Below are 19,745 nucleotides of genomic sequence, written 5' to 3'. Positions count from 1 at the left end.
TGGTGCACTGCCTAGGGGGTCGCAGCTCGCGTGCACGAGGTCGGCAAGCAAGACGGCCGCACCCAAGACGCCCGCATGCGCTCGCATGCACGTCCAATGCACGATGACGGACACATTGGCGGCCGGCTTGCCGCGACCGCCTCAGCGGGTTCGCCAGCGTGGTGCCAATGCTGCACGTCAATTGGCGACGCGCACACGGCTGCGCCCTCCCTCCAGACGTGTGACTTCGATCCGCGTCCCGATCCGTTCGGTCATCTCGGCCACGTGCGAAATCACGCCGACCTTTCGTCCCTGCGCCTGCAGGCTGTCGAGTGCGTCCATTGCGACCGCCAGCGTCTCGGCGTCGAGCGTGCCGAACCCTTCGTCGATGAACAGCGATTCAACCCGCACTCGATGCGACGAGAGCGAAGCCAGGCCGAGTGCCAACGCGAGTGAGACGAGAAACGATTCCCCGCCGGACAGCGAGTGCACCGAGCGCACTTCGTCGGCCATGTATTGATCGACGACCAGCAGGGCGAGGCTGTCGGGGATGCGTTGCAGACGGTAGCGCTGCGTCAGCAGACGCAATTGTGCGTTGGCGTAGCCCAGCAGGACGTCGAGCGTCGTCTGCTGCGCGAGATTGCGAAAGCGCCGTCCGTCGGCGGAGCCGATCACGTCGGCGAGCGTTTGCCACGGCTGCGCTGCCTGCTGCTGCGTAGCAATCTCGCGCAGCAGGTCGGCGGTCGCGGTACGCCGCGCATCGTCGCTGCGAAGCGCAACCTTCGCTTCCGTCAAACGGTCTTGTGCCGCGGCGCGGTGCGCCGACAGGGTCTCGGCAAGAGCAGGCAGCGCCGCCTCGTCCGGCGTGTCCGCGCCGTCGTCGGTGACGACTGGCACCGGATCCAATGCCGCTTGGCGCGACGGCAGCGCGGCGCTGGACGCGTGGTCCTCGATCGAGGTGGCGCCTGTGCCGTCATGCTGTGGGTCTAGCCGCGCGTCTGCTTGCGCGTCTCGTTGCACGCTTTGTTGCACGCTTTGTTGCACGCTTTGTGGCTCGCGTTGTTGCGCGTCGTGCTGCGGGTCGTGCCCTCGGTTCAACGCCGCAGCCTGGGCCGCCGATCGGACCAACGCGGCAAGCACTTCAGGCAGCGCGTCGAATCGCGCGCTCGCAGCGCGCCGATCGTCCAGCACCGACCGTGCACCGGCGAGGTCGCGTGCCAGATGTTCAAGCGCATGCCGTTCCTTCTCGAACCAGTCGGGATCATGGGCGAGCAATGCGTTCAGCGCGGTCGGTGACAGTGGTTCGAATGACCCGAGCGGTGCCGCCAAGGGCGAGCGAACCATCGCTGCTACCGAGCCGTCCTGCGCGTCGCGCGTGTCGGTGAAAATGCCGCTGCTGCTGACATCCGCGTTGTGGCCGATCGCGTCGCTCGGTGCGGCAGACTCCATGACTAGCGACGACCGATGGTTGAACGCGTCGATCCAGTCGTCGAGTGCCCGTTGCGCGGCGTGCGCGGCACGTTGTGCGTCGTCCAGCGCGCGCGTCGCCGAATCTTCGCGTTCGATGATTGCACGGTGGTCGCCCTCGCATGTGGCGCGTTCCTGCAATGCACTATCGCGCGCCTTCGTCGTCTCGGCCAAGCGCGCGGCAAGATCATTTTCGATCGCCGCCGTGGTCCACGCCGTGTACGGCGGCCCGGCGAATACGGCGGTGCGGTGGTCGCGGAGTTCGGCAACCTCGGTGGCGCGCTCTGCCGCTTCGCGACTCGCCGCTTCCGCGTCGTCTCGCGCGGTGCGCGCCGTCTCGTGCAATTGCTCGGTCTCAGGCACAAGTGCGGCAATGTCGGTCCGCAGTTGTGCAGCCGTTTGCGCGACGGCGCGACAGCGTTCGGCCAAACCGTGGCAGGCCTGCCGGAACGCGGCCGGATCGGCGCGCCACACTGTCCGCCAGCCGCCTTCCGAGCCGCCTTCCCAGCCGTGCTTCCTGTCGTAATCAAGGTCACCCTGCGGGCCACCATCCAGGCCGCCCCTCCGGCCGTGGTCCTCGCTGGCGTCGTCGCGGTTGCCAGCGCGTGTCAACGCCGCGCCCCCCGCGCTTGCCGACATCGCCGCCCCTGCTAGGGTCTCAGGCAGCGTCGCAAACAGCGTCTCAAGCTGCGCGCCGTCGAGTCCGTTCAGCAAGCCATCGAGTGTCGTCCGAGCGTCTTCGATGCGGCTAGCCGCACGCTCGACAGCGCCGCGCGCGGCGTCGAGCGCGGCGAAAGCCAGATCGCGCTCGCGCGCCGCTGCAGCCCATGCATCGCGTGCAGTCTGCGCGGTGTCGCGGGCGCGGTCGCGTGCACGTTCCGCGTCGTGCAGCCGCGACTGGCGCGCTTGCAAACTCGCGGCATCTTCGTCCAGCCGACGCCGGCCACGGGTCAACGCCGCGTCGATCGCAGTCGGGTCGTCGGTCGCGTCGAAAGTATCGAGCGACACATCGCAGGCATGCGCGAGGGCGGGTTGCCGATGTGAACGCCACGTCGCAAGAGCCTGAGTCAATTGCGCGTGCAGCGTATCGCGCGTCACGTTGCCGTCGGCGAGTTGGCGGTCCAGTCGCGCGATGTCGCCCGTCGCAACCGCAATGGCCGTGTTCAGTTGCGCGACGGCCGCATGCCGCTCTTTCGACTCGCTGCGCAAGGCGACCAGTGCCGCCTGAGACGGGGCATCGAGTGGCTCGCTGCCGTGCGCCACGTATGGGTGAGCGACGCTGCCGCATACCGGGCAGGGCAGGTCCGGCTCCAGTTGTTCGCGCAGCACACGAGCGTCGCCGCACGCGAGGGTTGCGATGCGCAGGCAGCGCTCGGCCTGCGCCGCCTGTTCGAGCGCGGCAGGATGCGCGGTTTGTGCCTGTGCCAGTGCGGCATCTGCCGCCTCGCGCTCGGCGGCTGCGCTCGCCTGTTGGCGGCGATGCGCCGTTTCGTCCGCCCGACACCGTGACAGTGCCTGCCACGCACCGTGCGCACTGCGCCACGCTTCGTCGCTCACGTCGCGATTGCGTCGCGCCGTTGCGAGCGCGTCGGCATCGCAGGCAAGCACTGCCGCATCGGCCAGTCGCGATGCGTGCATTGCCGCGTTCGCGCGCGTTTCCGCAGCGGTGGCGTCGCGCTCACGTTCGGTGCAGCGCTGTTGCGCGCTATCGAATTGACGGCGCGCCTGCGTGTGCTGTTCGTGCGCGGTCAGCAGGGTGCCGCGCACCTGCTGCGCCTGTTCGAACAGCGCGTCGTAGTGCCGCCAGTCGCTCGCCAACGGTTCCGCCGGTGCCAGGGTGGCTGCTTGCGTCTCGGCCTGCTTCAGCGCCTGGCGTGCCGCGCCCAAGGCTTTCAAACGCGCGTCGCGCTGCTTGGCCAGCGCGTCCGCCCGTTCGCGCGCGTCGCGAGTACGCTGTTGTTCGCGCTCCGCGACCGGCAGGCGCGCGGCGAGTGTCGCGTCGAGACGCTTGGCCTCGGCGAGCATGGGTTGCACGGCAAGCTGCCGTGTCTGGGCCTCGGCCAGCGCGCGTGCCGCGGCCTCCGCGCGGGTATCGGCTGCCGCCAGGCGCGTGGCGCTGCGCGCACGTTGCGCGCTGCAATCCTGCAAGCTCGCCTGGTTTTTGACGACCTGCTCGCCGGTCCTCGCACAGTCGGTCAGCAGCGGCCGCGCCGGCTGTACGTCTGCCACGCGCGCCAGATACCGGCGGCGCGCCTCGGCGGCCTGGTGGCGGGCCGCTGCGTCTTCGAATGCGCGCCCCGCAGCGGCGACGGCGCGTAGCGCATCCGCGCGAGCATCATGCCACTGACGGGCGCGTGCGATTGCCGCGAGGTGGCTGTCACACTCGTCGACGGCGTCGCCCTCCCGCTGCGCGTTGGCGATGCATGCCGCCCGCGCTTCGTCACTCAGCGGCGCCTGTCCGGCCATCTGTTCTTCCAATGCGCGCACCGCCTGCGCTTCGTCGCGCGCGCGCTCGAAAGCCGACACTGACAGGCGACTGAAGCGTTCGGTGCCGGTCAGGGTTTGCAGCAGCGCGGCACGTTCGTCGTCCGGCGCCTTCAGAAACGCGAAGAACTCGTTCTGCGCCAGCAGCACGGCGCGCGTGAACTGATCGAAACTCAACCCGACCAGGGAGACGACGGCCTGCAGTACTTCGGTTTTCAGGCGGCCGGCGACCGGTTGTCCGTCGGCGATGCGCAGCAAGCTCATCTCGGTCGACTGCAGACGACCGCGCGGGCGGTTGTGCGCGCGTCGCACCGACCAGCGACTGCGGTAGGCGACGCCGTCGTTGCCGAGGAAGTCGACCTCCGCGTGACCGGCAGCCGCGCCACGACGCAACAGCGTACGCGGGTCGCCGGGCGCGACCGTCTCGTCCGCGACGTCGGGCAGGCCGATGCCCTTGGCCTGTGCCTTGGCCAGACGCGGGGTGTAATCGTAGAGCGCCAGGCACAGCGCGTCGAGCAGGGTGCTCTTGCCGGCGCCGGTGGGGCCGCTGATCGCGAACAGTCCGGCCGACGCAAGCGGCTCGGCCGCGAAATCGACCTCGAACTCGCCGGCCAGGGAAGCGAGGTTGGCGCCACGGATTGCCAGGATCTTCATCGCCGATCTCCGGCCGATGCATCGTCGCTTGCGTTCATCAGTTGCGTCAGCGCGGCCAGCGTCTCCGGCGGCGGCTCGGCGGCGAACCGGTTCCGATAGGCGGCGGTGTACACGGCGCGCGGATCGAGTTGCGCGAGCGCATCGAGCGACAGCGCGTCGGTGGGCGCGTTGTCGCCAGCCCGAACGCGCGGCTGAACGTCGATGCGCGCCAGACGGACCGCCTTGCCGGCCAGCACGTGCTCCACTTGCTGCCGCAGCGTGGGTTCGGGACCGTCGAGCAACACGGCAACCGACAGGTACGGCCATTCGGTGTCAGGCAGCGCAGGGTCGCCGCCAGACCATGCGGCGAGTGCGGCAAGCACCTCGTCGAGCGGACGGGGTTGCGGCGGGATGCGCAGCAAATCGACGCGGCGCGGCACGCGGATCGAACGGACCGGGTCGCTGGCGGCCAACGCGGCGCCATCCAGTTCGACCACCACCACCTGATGCGGGTACTCGCGTTCGCTGAATGACATCGGCAGCGGGCTGCCACTGTAGCGAATCACCGGGTGCGTGCCGAGTACCTGTGGCCGATGCAGGTGCCCGAGTGCGACATAGGCGAGGCGATCGTCGAACAGCGCCGCGTCAAGCGCCTCGGCCCCGCCAATGACCAATGGCCGCTCGGAGGCCTCGGAGATCTGGCCACGGCTCAAGTGGCAGTGGCCAAGCGCGATGATCGCCTGATCGGGCGCCCGGCGCGCGCAGGCCAGGGTCAGTGTGTCGCGGTACAGGCGTACGACGCCGTCGAGATAGGGATCGCGCGCGTGCCCAGCGGCCGGCTCATGGGTTGCGCGGTCCTCCGCGGCGGACACGTCGGCGGCGGCAGGGGCAGCGGCAGGGGCATCTGTGACGCGCGGGACGTCGCCCGGGCGCAGGAACGGCACGGCCAGGCACCAGGCGCGCAGCGCACCGCTTCGGTCGTGCAGTGGGACGAGCAACCGCTCCAGGTCGACCGCGCCGTCGGGTAGGCGCCGGGTCTGTCCAACCACGTTGACGCGGCATAGTTCGAGCAGGGGCAACGGGGCTTCGAGACGCCCGGCCGAGTCGTGATTGCCGGCGATTGCAACGATCGCCAGCCCTGGCTGGCGCGCCTGTGCAGCGGCGACGAAGCGGTAGAACTGATGTTGCGCGGCGGACGGGGGATTGGCCGTATCGAAGATGTCGCCGGCGAGCAACAGCACGTCGATGTCCTCATTGGTCAGCACGTCCAGCAGCCAGTCCAGAAAGGCCTGATGCTCGACGCTTCGATCGAAGCCGTGCAAGGTCTGGCCGAGATGCCAGTCGGCGGTGTGCAGCAAACGCATGGGGAGGGTCCTGTAACAAACGTCACCGTACCACTGGCGGCCGGCCGCGCGCCAGTACGCCATTGCGTCAGGCCGTCAGCGCTGGTGGCCGGGCGCGGCGACCTCGCGATCGCGCGGCGCTGCCCGGCGTCGCCCGGCTGCGCGCGGCGTCTGGATGGCAGCTCCGCCAGTGGTTTCGGCTGATAGCCGCTCGTCGCCTTGGCAAGCAGTGGCATGCAATGGCAACCGGTGACAACGAATGGCACCCGATCGCAGTCCTGGCAGGCGGTGGCACGCCGGTTGCGGCGGAACGCTCTTTCAGAAGCCGTCTCGCGCGATGCGTGCGCGGCCACCGAACAGGAGAAAGTCATGTCAGAACTGCACGCCGCCGCCAGCCACGACCCCGCCGTTTCGAGAGGCTATGAACGCGTGATCGAGGCGCTCGATGCCTGCGCGGCCGCCTGCGACAGGTGCGCGTCAGCCTGTCTGGACGAGGCGGACGTCAAGATGATGCTCAAATGCATCCGGCTAGACCTGGATTGCGCGGCGCTGTGCCGCTTCACGTCGGCCGCGCTTGCGCGGCAAAGCCAGTCGTCGCAGGAGTTCGCCGCGCTGTGCGCGCGCATCTGCGATGCCTGTGCGGACGAGTGCGCGCGCCACACGGTGGATCACTGCCAGGCGTGCGCCGATGCCTGTCGCGGCTGCGCGGAAGCCTGCCGCACGCTGTGATTCCGCGCTCGCCTGCACGCGCGACGGTGTCCGGGCGATAATGGCGCGTGGTGGCGGCCGCGCCATATCGGCCGTTTGTTCGGGTGCCTGCTCGGATGTTTGCTTGGGTACTGGCCCGCCCGTCTGCCCGGCGTCTCACCTGGTGGTCCGCCAGGCGGCGGGCGCGGCCGCTCGTTCGGCTAGCCCTTGCTACCTTGCTCGCTGCCTGCCGTGTTGCTTGCCGTGTCGCTTGCCGTGCCGCCTGCCGTGTCATTTGTCCCTGCGCCTTCCTTCCGTCGCTTGCCTGCCAGAGCCGATCAACGATGTCCGTTACGCCCGATCTCAACCAGTCCGCTGCCAGCAGCGAAGCCAGTGCACCGCGCCTGACCAGCCTTTCCCACGGCGGCGGTTGCGGCTGCAAGATCGCGCCCGGCGTGCTGGCCAAACTGCTCGAACGCGCCAGTCCGTGGCCGGTGCCACCTGCGCTGCTGGTCGGCACGGAGACGGCGGACGATGCGGCGGTCTACCAGATCAACGACGATCAGGCGATTGTCGCGACGACCGACTTCTTCATGCCGATCGTCGACGATCCTTTCGACTTCGGCCGCATCGCCGCCACCAATGCGTTATCGGACGTGTACGCGATGGGTGGGCAACCGCTCTTCGCGCTGGCGGTGGTCGGCATGCCGATCAACGTGCTGCCGCCGACCACGATCGCGCGGATTCTCGAAGGCGGCGAGTCGGTCTGCCACGCGGCCGGCATCCCGCTGGCCGGCGGGCACTCGATCGACTCGGTCGAGCCGATCTACGGGCTGGTGGCGATCGGCCTGGTCGATCCGAAGCGTCTGAAGCGGAATTCCGGCGCGCGGCCTGGCGATGTGCTCGTGCTGGGCAAACCGATCGGTGTCGGTATCCTGTCGGCCGCATTGAAGCAGGACCTGCTCGACGCGGACGGTTACGCGGCGATGATCGATGCGACAACCCGGCTCAACACGCCCGGACCGAAGCTCGCCGCGCTTGATGATGTGCACGCGATCACCGACGTGACCGGTTTCGGTGTCCTCGGGCATGCGCTGGAAATGAGCCGCGGGGCGAATGCGACGATCCAGCTCGATGGCGCGGCGATTCCGCTGCTGCCGGGCGTGGCCGCGCATGCGGCGGCTGGCAGAATTACCGGTGCATCGCGTCGCAATTGGGCCTCTTACGGAGCGTCGGTGACCTGGGCCGCAGCCGAGGATCCGATACGCCAGGCCTTGTTGACCGATCCGCAGACCGCGGGCGGCCTGTTGGTCGCGTGCGCGCCGGCGGCGCGCGAACGGGTGTTGGCGATATTCCGCGAGCATGGCTTCGCCGAGGCCACGGTGGTGGGCGAAGTTGCCGAAGGGCCGGCGGGCGTAGTGGTACGCTGATTGTGCGCTGATCTTGCGCTGACTGCGCGGTCGAGGGGCAGGCAGCGGCTTTCGAAGGACCGAGCCGGGCGTGCGGTGCGGTGTCAGTGCTGCGCCCGGTCATTCGGATGCGCGAACAGCTCGCGCAGTTCCTGCGACATCGGATAGCGTAGGTTGTTGCCATTCGGCGGCACCGGCTGTTCGAACCATTTGCGATAGATTGCCGCCGCCTGTCCCGATCGTTGCAGCCGGGCGATGGTCTCGTCGACCAGTTGCTTGAACTGCGTGTCGCCGCGCCGGAACATGCATGCATAGTTCTCGAACGCCAACGGCGTGCCGGTAATCACGTAATCCGAAGGCTTGGCGGTGCGCGAGCGTTCCGCGTAGAGCAAAGGTTCATCGACCACGAAGGCATCCGCCTCGCCACGAACCAGCGCCGCGAAGGACTGGTCGTGATCGGCTTGCGTGGTCAGGTCGAAGTTGTCGTGATACACGTCGAGCATGCGCCGCAGCAGCGTTTCGGAGGTGGTGCCGGCCGTCGTCACGACCCGCTGCCCGTCGAGGTCGCCGAAATCGCGGATCGACCCGCTGCGCCGGGTGGCGATCTTGATGCCGTACAAAAAGATGTTGTTCGAAAAGGACGCCGTCTGTTCTCGCTCCAATGTATGCGTCGTGGAGCCGCATTCGAGGTCGAAGCGACCGGCACCGAGCAGAGCCATCCGGTTCGCAGAGGTGATTGGCAGGTTGACGACGCGCAGGTCCGGCATGTGCAGCCGGATCTTGATCGCATCGACGATGCGTAGCGCAATGTCCTGCGAATAGCCGATGGTATTGCCTTGCGCGTCGGCGTAAGACAGCGGTGCCGACGAGGCCCTGACGCCCAACACGATCTCGCCGCTGTCACTGATCTTTTTCAGTGTGCCTTGCAGGGTGGCGTCCGCCGAGCCCGACGGGGACGACGGCGGCGATGCATTCGAGCGGGGATCGCTGGCCTGAGCCAATGCGATCGGCGCAAGGCTCACGCACAGCAGGACGGCGAGCGGTCGGCAGGCGCGTTGCAGCCAGCCACCCGTCCGTGTGCGTCGACCGCGCAGGGTCCGCCAATCGCGACAGCACCACGCGATGCGCCTGGCCCATGCGCCGTCCCCGCCGCCCCTTCGGTCGGAAGTGGAGGCGCACGGCGGGTCCGCGCGCTCGATCTGACGCTCCGCATTGCGCGACGACTTCATGCTTTCCCCACCTGAGACACTCCGACGTAGCCAAGGGACGGCGCGCTGTTGCCACCTTCCTGGCGGGTCGCCGACCTGCCCAGGATGCGCCCCGCCATTGCCTTAAGCAAGGGCCGCGCCGGTTGGTCGTCTGTCGTTATGCCGATGGCGCGCGCCATCGCTGCACACGCACACGCGCCGAGCCGCGACGGGATGCACCCGAACGCACCGGGACGACCGCCGCGCTTCCGGGTAGCATCGTTGCACAAAGACAATGGCGTGGAAGACGATGGACGCATGGCTGCACGAAGCGTGGACGACCGTGGTGAGCGAATTCAGCGATCTCAGCGATGCGTCGCAACTGACGCGGCTGCTGTTGCGTCTCGGCGTCGCGCTCACGCTCGGCGGGTTGATCGGTGTCGAGCGCGAGCGTCGCGGACATCCGGCTGGCTTGCGCACGCATATGCTGGTTGCGCTGGGCGCGGCGCTTTTCACATTCGTGCCGCTGGAAGCCGGCTTCGAGCGCAGCGATGTCAGCCGCGTCCTGCAGGGTCTGGTGTCGGGCATTGGCTTTTTGGGCGCTGGCGCAATCATCAAGCTCAGTGCGACACGCCAGGTGCAGGGACTGACGACCGCGGCGAGCATCTGGACCACCGCCGCCATCGGCGTGGCCGCGGGGCTGGGCCGGGAGACGACGGCAGTGGTGACGACGCTGGTTGCGCTCGCGATCCTGGCGGTGCTAAGGCCGATCGAGCGGCGCATCGGCTCGGACGACGCGCGGGATGGCCAGCGCAATGACCGCGGCGGCGCGCGCGAGGAGGAGTAGGGGAGTGACTGCGGTCGCGTCGCCTCGCGTGATGCAAGGGCAAGGGCGGCGGGTCGTCGCGCCGGACGAGAGCGCCTGTCGGTAGCCTACGCACGCAGCGCCGTCGCAGGCACGGCTGTCCGAGATGTCGTGTACCGGTGCCGTGCGCGACGCGCGGTGGCGCCGCGTGCGGGAAGCAAGCAGGCGATGCACTCGATGTCGCGGGGCGCTGGTCCGGTCCTGGCGGCGAATCGGAGGCGCAATGTCGACGTGCGCCGGACAAGAACGGGTAAAATCGCCGCCGTTCCCTTTGCAGACCGTGAGCCCGTCCATGACCACCGACACCCTGATCGATCCTTCGCGCGGCATCGTGCTCGGCACGCCGCGCTCGCCGCATGCGACGCGCGTGATGCTGCTGGGCGCCGGCGAACTGGGCAAGGAGGTCGTGATCGCCTTGCAACGCCTGGGCGTCGAGGTGATCGCGGTAGACCGTTACGAGAACGCGCCGGGCCACCAGGTGGCCCACCAAGCCTACGTTCTGCCGATGACCGATGGCGCTGCGTTGACGGCGTTGATCGAACGGGTCAAGCCGCACCTGATCGTGCCCGAGATCGAGGCCATCGCCACCGATGCGCTGGCCGCCATCGAGGCGGCGGGGACGGCGCGCGTCGTGCCGACCGCGCGCGCGACGCAATTGACGATGAACCGTGAAGGCATTCGCCGCTTGGCGGCCGAGACGCTTGGCCTGCCGACGTCGCGCTATGCGTTCGCCGACTCCGAGGCAGCATTGCGCGCGGCCATCGACGCCGGCATCGGTTTTCCCTGCGTGGTCAAGCCGGTCATGTCGTCGTCGGGCAAGGGGCAATCGGTGCTGCGTTCCGCCGACGACATTGGGCCGGCGTGGGCGCATGCGATGGCGGGCGGCCGGGTGGCCGGCAGCCGCATCATTGTCGAGGGATTCGTCGACTTCGAGTACGAAATCACGCTGTTGACCGTCCGCCACGCCGGCGCCGATGGCAAGCCCGCCACCGCCTTCTGCGAGCCGATCGGCCACCGGCAGGTGGATGGCGACTATGTCGAGTCCTGGCAACCGCAGGCGATGCCAGCCGCGGCGCTGGCGCGCGCGCGCGACGTCGCCCACGCGGTGACCGAGGCGCTCGGCGGCTACGGCTTGTTCGGCGTTGAACTGTTCGTGCGTGGCGACGACGTGTGGTTTTCGGAAGTCAGCCCGCGCCCGCACGATACCGGCCTGGTCACGCTGGCCAGCCAACGTTATTCCGAATTCGACCTGCATGCGCGCGCCATCCTGGGCCTGCCAGTCGATACGGCGCTGCGCGAGGTGGCCGCATCGGCGGTGATCTACGGCGGCATGGACGCGCAGGGCGTGCGCTTCACGGGCGTGGCCGACGCGCTGGCCGTGCCCGGGGCCGACCTGCGCCTGTTCGGCAAGCCGGAGAGCTTCGTCAAGCGGCGCATGGGCGTCGCACTGGCCACCGGTGCCGACGTCGAAGAAGCCCGCGACCGCGCGCGCCGCGCCGCCGCCTGCGTCAAGCCGATCGCCGCCGACTGAGCCGTCTCGCCGCTCGATCCGTGTCGCCGCTGGATCCGTGTCGCCGCATGCGCTGGCCGCGGCAGACGGCGTTGGCCTCGGTGTAGCGAAGCCGTAGTGCGATGCGGGTGCGGCATCGAGCATGCGGGACGCATGCCCAACGGTGTTACAATCTTCCTTTGGCCCGTCTCCTACGCGAGTGCGGGCAGCGGCGCCGCGCGAGACGTGGCTGTCCGCGATCCTGCACCCGCCGCCTCTTTCGCTGGACTGCGTGCGCGACGAACCTGACACACCGGACAGGTCGTCGCCCCCGACGGGTGCCGTCGGCGAAGCTCACGCATGCCAGACGCTGGTCTGCCGTTTCCAGGGTTGACTGGCCGCTCGCAACGTTCCTCGCGACCCGTCGCGCGCCGGCATCCGCCGCGTTTCGTTTCCTCCGGTGGATTATGCCGTTGCTGCCGACGCGCTCCGCGCCGACACGGCGGAAGCCGCTGCCGCTGCGCGATCGCCCGCGCCGGGCGGCACCTCAAGCATGGGCAAGATGTCAGATAACGCAACGCATCCGTCGCAAACCACGCCGAACGCGGGTTCGACCGAATCCTCCGCCGCGGCTCCGATCGAACGCTTCGACGCGTTCGGGCTGAGCGCCGATATCCTGCGCGCGATCGCGCAGCAGGGCTATACCACGCCGACGCCAATCCAGGCGCAGTCGATTCCGATCGTGCTGGCCGGACGCGACCTGATGGGGGCTGCCCAGACGGGCACCGGCAAGACAGCCAGCTTCTCGCTGCCGATTATCCAGCGCCTGCTGCCGCATGCGAATCGCAGCGTCTCGCCGGCGCGCCATCCGGTGCGGGCGTTGATCCTGACGCCCACCCGCGAACTGGCCGACCAGGTGGCGGCGAACGTGCAGAGCTATGCCGCACACACCGGGCTGCGCAGCGCGGTGGTATTCGGCGGCGTCGACATCAAGCCGCAAGCGGCCGAGTTGCGCGGCGGCGTCGAAATTCTGATCGCGACGCCGGGCCGCCTGCTCGATCATATCGAGCAACGCAACACGCAGCTCTCGCAGGTTCAGATGCTGGTGCTGGACGAGGCGGACCGCATGCTCGACATGGGTTTCCTGCCCGACCTGCAGCGCATCCTGAACCTGTTGCCGGCGAGCCGGCAGACGCTGTTGTTTTCCGCGACGTTCTCCAACGAGATCAAGCGGCTCGCCGCCAGCTACCTGCGCGACCCGGTCACCATCGAGGTGGCGCGCCGCAACGCGACGGCCACCAACGTCACGCAGACGATCTACGAGATCGACGGCAGCGACCGCGAGGGCGCACTGGTGCAGCTGATGCGCGAGCGTGGGCTGACGCAAGTGATCGTCTTCTGCAACAGCAAGCTGGGCGCCTCGCGCCTGGCGCGCCGGCTGGAGCGCGAGGGCATCGCCGCGGCGGCGATCCATGGCGACAAGTCGCAACTCGAGCGGATGCAGGCGCTTGAGGCGTTCAAACGCGGCGAGGTCAGCACGCTGGTTGCCACCGACGTCGCCGCGCGCGGCATCGACATCGCCGACCTGCCGGCGGTGATCAACTACGATCTGCCGTTCAACGCCGAAGACTACGTGCACCGGATCGGCCGTACCGGCCGCGCGGGGGCGTCCGGCGATGCGCTCTCGCTGTGTGCGCCCGACGACAAGCGTCTGCTGGCCGACATCGAGAAGTTGATCGGCCGCGAGATCGACAAGCTGCCGCTGGTGATGGAACGGCGCAGCCGCGCGCCGCGCCGGGACGAGTACCGCGGCGGCGAAGGCCGTCGCGAGTGGAGCGACCGGGGTGAGCGGGGCGGCCGCAATGGCCATGCGCCGTCCCGGGCACGTCCGGCGCCGGTGGACGACTTCTTCCTGCGGCCCTACGAGGCGGCACCGGCCAAGGTCGAAGCCGCCGCCGATGCGGCCGACGCAGCGGGCGACCAAGCGCGCAAGGCGCCGAAGCGGCAACTGGCCGCCCTGCTCGGCGGCGGAACGCCGAAGTAAGGCCGAAGCAAAGGCCGAGGGGGGCACGTCAGTGCCGCGTCGATACTGCTTCATTGATGCGCCAGTGCTGCGTCCGTATCGCAGCGCTGCCAAGTATTCCCAGCCGAAGCACCGGCGGGGACCGACGTTCAACGCGGGCGTGTCAGCCAACGTTGCGCCCAGGCCGGCACCGCCTCGCGGTGAAATGCCGCCAGGCTGCTTGCGCCGATATCCAGACCGAGATGACGTGCCGCCGCGCGTAGCGCCGGCAGCGGATCGCCGTGGCGATCGAGCGCCGGCGCGCCGGTCTGCTTGCTCAACTTGTCGCCGTTCGCTTCGCGCACCACCGGCACGTGCAGGTAGCGGGGCGCTGGCAGACCCAGCAGGCGTTGCAGATAAAGCTGACGCGGTGTCGAATCGCGCAGATCCTCGCCGCGCACCACATCGGTGATGCCGGCCGCGCCATCGTCGACCACCACCGCCAACTGGTAGGCCCACTGCCCGTCAGCACGCTTGAGGACGAAATCCCCGACTTCGGTCGCCAGATCCTGGCAAAGCTGGCCGCCGTAGCGGTCGTGATAGCAGAGCGGACCGGGCCACGCATCGACACGGACCCGCCAGGCCCGCGCCGGCCGGCCGCGCAGCCCGCAGCGACAGGTGCCGGGATAGGCCAGGGTGGCGTGACGCAGCTGCGCGGCCGCCAGCGAATCGGCGATTTCGCGTCGCGTGCAGCCACACGGGTAGATCCAGCCGTCTGCATTGAGTCGGCCGAAGGCCCGCTGGTACCGCGCGGTGAGCCGGCTCTGCCAGAGCGGCGTTTCGTCCCAGTGGAAACCGAAGTGGCGCAGCGTCGCGAGTATTTCTCGGTCGGCACCCGGCATGGTACGCGGGCCGTCGATGTCCTCGATGCGCAGCAGCCAGTCACCGCGATGGGCACGCGCGTCCAGATAGCTGGCTAGCGCGCCCACCAGCGAGCCCTGATGGAGCGGACCGGTCGGTGAGGGCGCGAAGCGTCCCCGGTAGCGTCGTCGAGCGGGCGTTCGATTGCCGTCCTGCGCGCTAGCCAGCCGGGGCATCGACTGGCGCATCGAATGAGGTGTCAGCGCGTGCATCGACGGGCGTGCATTGTCCGGTGCCGACGCTCAACTGGCCGGGCCGCGCGGCGCGCAGTGCGGACATTGCTCGCCATGGATGTAGAGCGGCGACGCCTGCTCACCGGCGTCCAGCACGGTGCGGCAGGCGAAGCACTGCGCGGCGCTGGCGGGCTGCAGCTGCGCATCCAGCGCGGTGCGGTGGTCGAATACGAAACAGTCGCCTCGATAGTGCGCCCCGCCGACATGTTCGAAGTAGCCGAGGATGCCGCCGTCGAGCTGATAACTGTTGTCGATGCCGATCTCGTCCATATAGAGCCCGGCCTTCTCGCAGCGGATGCCGCCGGTGCAGAACGACACCACCGTCTTGCCGGTCAGTTCGTCGCGGTGCGCGGCCAGGGCGGCGGGAAAGTCGCTGAATTTGTCGAGCCGCCAGTCCAGCGCGCCCTCGAACGTGCCGACGTCCACTTCGAACGCATTGCGCGTGTCGAGCATCACCACCGGCCGGCCGCTGTCGTCGCTTCCCTGATCGAGCCAGCGTTTGAGCGTGGCCGGGGCCACCGCCGGCGCCCGTCCGGCGGCAGGCGCGATGGCCGGATGTTTCATCGTGATGATTTCCTTCTTCAGCTTGACCAGCATGCGGCGAAACGGCTGCGCGTCGGACAGGCTGCGCTTCACCGTGAGTGCGGCGAAACGGCCTTCGAACAACGGGTCGTTGCGCAGGAAGTCGAGCAGCGCGTCGCAGTCTTCGGCACGCCCGGCGACGAACAGGTTGATGCCCTCGCCGGCCAGCAGGATGGTGCCGCGCAGGCCCAGCGCATCGCAGCGGGCTTTCAAAGGTGCGCGCAGGACGGCGGTATCGGGAATGGGCGCGAACAGATAGCCCGCGAGGTTGACGATCGACATGATGACTTCGGGACGGAACAGGAGCGCGCCGGCGCAGCGCCGGGCAAGTTCCCACCGGGGCGCCGGCGGCGGTATTATCTCGCATTCGGCCAGCCTTGCGAGCGAGGTGGGGCGATGGGACGCCGGCGCGGCGCCCGAGCGGCAGGCGCGCACGGCCCGTCAGGTCCGCCGGGCGCCAGCGGCGCGGGGCGCGTAGGGATGCCGTCGGCAGCGGTCGGCGTGCGCGGCGCGCCTCGATGCAGCGCGGTCCGCGCGGCGAGCACCGTTCGCTCCGACCTGCAGCCGGGGTGGGCAGGATGGCCGTCGTGGCCGCAGGCACGCTTCGCGACCGTTTGCCGCCATTGCGCCGCCATTGCGCCGCCGTTACGTCGCCCGTAACGCCGCCGTTAAGCCGCCGTTACGCCGCGCTGCTGTCCGTCGCTTTGGCCGTCGCAGATTGGCGTTCGGGCAGTGCGGCGTTGCCGCGTTATCGTTGCTTCGGTCGGTTCGGTGGCTTCGGTGGCTTCGGTCCGGCCGCTGCGTGGCCGGCTCGTGGCTGATTTGTCGCCGCTGCGTCGCCGCTTGGTCGCAGGTTCGTATTCGCTTCGGGCACGGCCGCGCTGGCCGCGGCCGCTTCGGCGCGTCGCAGACTCTTCCGTTTTCACCGGTCCCAACCGCATGTCAGATCCTCGTTTCGTCCATCTTCGCCTCCACTCCGAGTACTCGATCGCCGATGGCATCGTCCGCATCGACGACGCGATCGCGGCTGCCGCGGCCGACGGTCAAGGCGCGTTGGCGCTGACCGACCTGAGCAACGCGTTCGGGCTGGTGCGCTTCTACAAGGCGGCGCGCGACGCCGGCCTGAAGCCGATCGCGGGCTGCGATGTGTGGATCGCCAATCCGGACGATCCTGACAAGGCGTCGCGCTTGTTGTTGCTGGTGCGCGACCGCCGGGGCTACCTGAACCTGTGCGAACTGCTCAGTCGCGCCTGGCTGCGCAACCAGCATCGTGGCCGTGCCGAGGTCGATCCGGCCTGGTTCGAGGAAGGCTTGGGCGAGGGGCTGCTGGCGCTCTCGGGCGGGCAATTCGGCAATGTCGGCATCGCGCTTGCGAACGGCAACCCGGCGGCGGCGCGGCAGCACGCGCAGCGCTGGGCCGCACTGTTCCCGGATGCGTTCTACATCGAGGTACAGCGGGTCGGCGCGGGTGCCGAGCCGCTGCTGCGCCAGTCGGTGGCCGTGGCCGCCGAGTTGGGCCTGCCGATCGTCGCGACGCATCCGGTGCAGTTCATGACCCAGGACGACTTCACCGCGCACGAAGCGCGCGTGTGCATCTCGGAAGGCGACATGCTGGCCAACCCGCGCCGTGGCCGGCGCTTCGGCGAGGACCAGTTCTTCCGCACGCAAGCGGACATGGTCGAGATGTTCGCCGACCTGCCGTCGGCACTAGAGAACACCGTCGAGATCGCCAAGCGTTGCAATCTGACGCTGGAGCTGGGGCAGCCGAAGCTGCCGCAGTTTCCGACGCCCGACGGCATGACGCTCGACGATTATCTGGTCGCCCAGGCGCGCGAAGGCCTCGAAGCCCGTCTCGCGACCCTGTATCCGGATGCCACCGAACGCGATGCGCAGCGTCCGACCTATCTCGAACGGCTCGAATTCGAGACCGGCACCATCAAGAAGATGGGCTTCCCGGGCTACTTCCTGATCGTTGCGGACTTCATCAACTGGGCCAAGCACAACGGCGTGCCGGTCGGACCGGGACGCGGATCGGGCGCCGGTTCGCTGGTTGCGTATTCGCTCGGCATCACCGACCTGGATCCGCTGCGCTACAACCTGCTGTTCGAGCGTTTCCTGAATCCGGAACGGGTCTCGATGCCCGACTTCGACATCGACTTCTGCCAGGACGGGCGCGACAAGGTCATCCAGTACGTGAAGCGCAAGTACGGCGCGGACGCGGTGTCGCAGATCGCGACCTTCGGCACGATGGCCGCGAAGGCCGCGGTGCGCGACGTCGGGCGCGTGCTCGACCTCGGTTACACCTTCACCGATGGCATCGCGAAGCTGATCCCGTTCAAGCCGGGCAAGCATGTGACGATCGACGATGCGATGAAGGAGGAGCCGCTGCTGGCGGAGCGCTATCAGAACGAGGACGAGGTGCGCACGCTGCTCGATCTGGCGCAGCGTGTCGAGGGGCTGACCCGCAACGTCGGCATGCACGCCGGCGGCGTGCTGATCGCGCCCGGCAAGCTGACCGACTTCTGCCCGCTCTACACGCAGGGCGACGAAAGCGGCGTGGTCAGCCAGTACGACAAGGACGACGTCGAAGCGGTCGGCCTGGTCAAGTTCGACTTCCTCGGCCTCACCACGCTGACGATTCTCGACTGGGCCGAGCGCTACATCCGCCGTCTCGATCCGGCCAAGGCGGACTGGAAGCTGGCCGACGTGCCGCTCGACGATCCGGCCGCCTTCGCGATCCTGAAGAAGGCGAACACCGTCGCCGTGTTCCAGCTGGAAAGCCGCGGCATGCAGGGCATGCTGAAGGATGCGCAGCCGGACCGCTTCGAGGACATCATCGCGCTGGTGTCGCTGTACCGCCCCGGTCCGATGGACCTGATCCCGAGCTTCTGCGCCCGCAAGCACGGCCGCGAGCGGGTCGAATATCCGGACCCGCGCGTCGAGCCGGTGCTTAAGGAGACCTACGGCATCATGGTCTACCAGGAGCAGGTCATGCAGATGGCGCAGATCATCGGCGGCTATTCGCTGGGTGGCGCCGACCTGCTGCGCCGCGCGATGGGCAAGAAGAAGGCCGAGGAGATGGCCAAGCATCGCGAGCTGTTCCGCGAAGGCGCCGCCAAGAACGGCCTGACCGCCGAGAAGGCCGACGAGATCTTCGACTTGATGGAGAAGTTCGCCGGCTACGGCTTCAACAAGTCGCACGCGGCCGCATACGCGCTCCTTGCCTATTACACCGCCTGGCTGAAGGCCCACCATCCCGCCGAATTCATGGCCGCGAACATGAGCCTGGCGATGGATGACACCGACAAGGTGAAGATCCTGTTCGAGGATTGCAAGGTGAACAAGATCGAAGTGCTGCCGCCGGACATCAACGCTTCGGCCTATCGCTTCGAGCCGGTTGCCGACGGCAAGCCGCGTTCGATGACGATCCGCTATGGCCTGGGCGCGATCAAGGGCAGCGGGCAGGGTGCGATCGAGGAAATCTTGCGCGCGCGCGCCGACGGGCCGTTCAAGGACCTGTTCGACTTCTGCGCGCGCATCGACCGCAAGGTTGTCAACCGGCGCACGATCGAGGCGCTGATTCGCGCGGGCGCGCTCGATGGGCTGGGCGCGGAACGCGCGACGTTGCTTGCCTCGCTGTCGCTCGCCGTGGAGGCGGCCGACCAGGCCAGCGCCAATGCGCTGCAGGTCGGGCTGTTCGAAATGGGCGGCGAGACGCCGGCCCACGAACTGGTCGCCGCCGAGCCGTGGACCGACAAGCGACGGCTGCAGGAGGAGAAGGCGGCCATCGGCTTCTTCCTGTCGGGTCACCTGTTCGACGGGTATGCGGCGGAAGTGCGGCAGTTCGTCAGGCAGTCGATCGCCGACCTGAAGGAGGGCCGCGACAAGACCATCGCCGGCGTGTTGATCGGTGTGCGAACGCAGATGACCGGCCGGGGAAAGATGATCATTGCGCTGCTCGACGACGGCACCGCTCAGGTCGAGATCACCGTGTTCAACGAGGTGTTCGACGCGAACCGCGACTGCTTCAAGGAAGACGAGCTGTTGATCGTGCGCGGTCAGGCACGCAACGACAGCTTTACCGGCGGCATTCGCTTCAATGCCGAAGCGGTGATGAATCTGGCCTCGGCGCGCAGCCGCTTCGCGCGTGCGCTGGCGTTGCGGCTGGACGCCAGCGCCGATCCGGCGCGGCTCGCGGAACTGCTGGCGCGGCATCGCTGCGCGGCGAGTCCTGTACCGGCGCGGGACTCGGCACCGGCGCACGCGCGACAGGGCCGGGGCCGCGCGGTGGAGGAGGAGCTGGGGCCGCCGGGCTTGCCGGTGCGCGTGTTCTATCGTGGTCCGCGCGCGGAAACCGAGATCACGCTTGGCGATGCATGGCGGGTGAATCCGGCCGACGCGCTGTTGGCCGAACTATCGGCCGCCTACTCGACCGAATCGGTGGCGATCGCCTACGTCTGACCG

At 68.6% G+C, this 19,745-nt stretch carries 11 protein-coding genes; 6 read left to right on the top strand and 5 right to left on the bottom strand.

Going from position 1 to position 19,745, the window contains the following annotated elements; translation table 11 throughout:
• Positions 1-177: 177 nt before the first annotated feature.
• Together BLU54_RS16390 and BLU54_RS16385 are read right to left on the bottom strand one after the other, a co-directional pair.
• Positions 178-4,584, bottom strand: a complete 4,407-nt coding sequence (locus BLU54_RS16390) for an AAA family ATPase (RefSeq protein ID WP_091910757.1) — start codon at positions 4,582-4,584, stop codon at positions 178-180.
• The gene (locus BLU54_RS16385) at positions 4,581-5,927 is read right to left on the bottom strand and encodes an exonuclease SbcCD subunit D (protein ID WP_091910755.1); all 1,347 of its coding nucleotides are present in this window, start codon (positions 5,925-5,927) and stop codon (positions 4,581-4,583) included. The genes BLU54_RS16390 and BLU54_RS16385 overlap by 4 nt, the downstream gene beginning before the upstream one ends.
• Before the next feature lie 348 nt (positions 5,928-6,275).
• Between BLU54_RS16385 and BLU54_RS16380 the strand changes: the two genes are divergently transcribed.
• The gene (locus tag BLU54_RS16380) at positions 6,276-6,635 is read left to right on the top strand and encodes a four-helix bundle copper-binding protein (RefSeq protein ID WP_091910960.1); all 360 of its coding nucleotides are present in this window, start codon (positions 6,276-6,278) and stop codon (positions 6,633-6,635) included.
• 302 nt (positions 6,636-6,937) lie between these two features.
• Entirely contained in the window at positions 6,938-8,023 is a 1,086-nt protein-coding gene (gene selD, locus BLU54_RS16375; RefSeq protein ID WP_091910753.1) for a selenide, water dikinase SelD, read from the top strand.
• Positions 8,024-8,106: 83 nt separating this feature from the next.
• Here selD and BLU54_RS16370 read toward each other — a convergent pair whose 3' ends face one another.
• On the bottom strand, positions 8,107-9,231 hold the full coding sequence (locus BLU54_RS16370) for a transporter substrate-binding domain-containing protein (protein WP_091910751.1): 1,125 nt from the start codon (positions 9,229-9,231) through the stop codon (positions 8,107-8,109).
• A gap of 268 nt (positions 9,232-9,499) precedes the next feature.
• Between BLU54_RS16370 and BLU54_RS16365 the strand changes: the two genes are divergently transcribed.
• The 3 genes from BLU54_RS16365 (at position 9,500) to BLU54_RS16355 (ending at position 13,587) form a co-directional block, all read left to right on the top strand.
• Entirely contained in the window at positions 9,500-10,036 is a 537-nt protein-coding gene (locus BLU54_RS16365) for an MgtC/SapB family protein (protein WP_091910958.1), read from the top strand.
• A gap of 310 nt (positions 10,037-10,346) precedes the next feature.
• Positions 10,347-11,585 (top strand): formate-dependent phosphoribosylglycinamide formyltransferase, encoded by a 1,239-nt coding sequence (gene purT / locus BLU54_RS16360; RefSeq protein WP_091910750.1) that lies wholly within the window; start codon positions 10,347-10,349, stop codon positions 11,583-11,585.
• 520 nt (positions 11,586-12,105) lie between these two features.
• Positions 12,106-13,587, top strand: coding sequence for a DEAD/DEAH box helicase (locus BLU54_RS16355; RefSeq protein ID WP_091910955.1), 1,482 nt, complete (start codon positions 12,106-12,108; stop codon positions 13,585-13,587).
• A 128-nt stretch (positions 13,588-13,715) separates the two neighbouring features.
• On the opposite strand, the gene gluQRS is transcribed toward BLU54_RS16355, so the two are convergent.
• Positions 13,716-14,642, bottom strand: coding sequence for a tRNA glutamyl-Q(34) synthetase GluQRS (gene gluQRS / locus BLU54_RS16350; protein WP_091910953.1), 927 nt, complete (start codon positions 14,640-14,642; stop codon positions 13,716-13,718).
• 66 nt (positions 14,643-14,708) lie between these two features.
• The gene (locus tag BLU54_RS16345; protein WP_091910748.1) at positions 14,709-15,563 is read right to left on the bottom strand and encodes a sulfurtransferase; all 855 of its coding nucleotides are present in this window, start codon (positions 15,561-15,563) and stop codon (positions 14,709-14,711) included.
• Positions 15,564-16,220: 657 nt separating this feature from the next.
• Between BLU54_RS16345 and dnaE the strand changes: the two genes are divergently transcribed.
• Complete coding sequence (gene dnaE / locus BLU54_RS16335) at positions 16,221-19,742, top strand: DNA polymerase III subunit alpha (protein WP_091910950.1); 3,522 nt, start codon at positions 16,221-16,223, stop codon at positions 19,740-19,742.
• Positions 19,743-19,745 lie beyond the last annotated feature (3 nt).

Source organism: Chitinasiproducens palmae, assembly GCF_900095735.1.
Lineage (GTDB): Bacteria > Pseudomonadota > Gammaproteobacteria > Burkholderiales > Burkholderiaceae > Chitinasiproducens > Chitinasiproducens palmae.
Note: the sequence above shows the minus strand (reverse complement) of the source record. Positions and strands in the feature narration are given on the sequence as shown.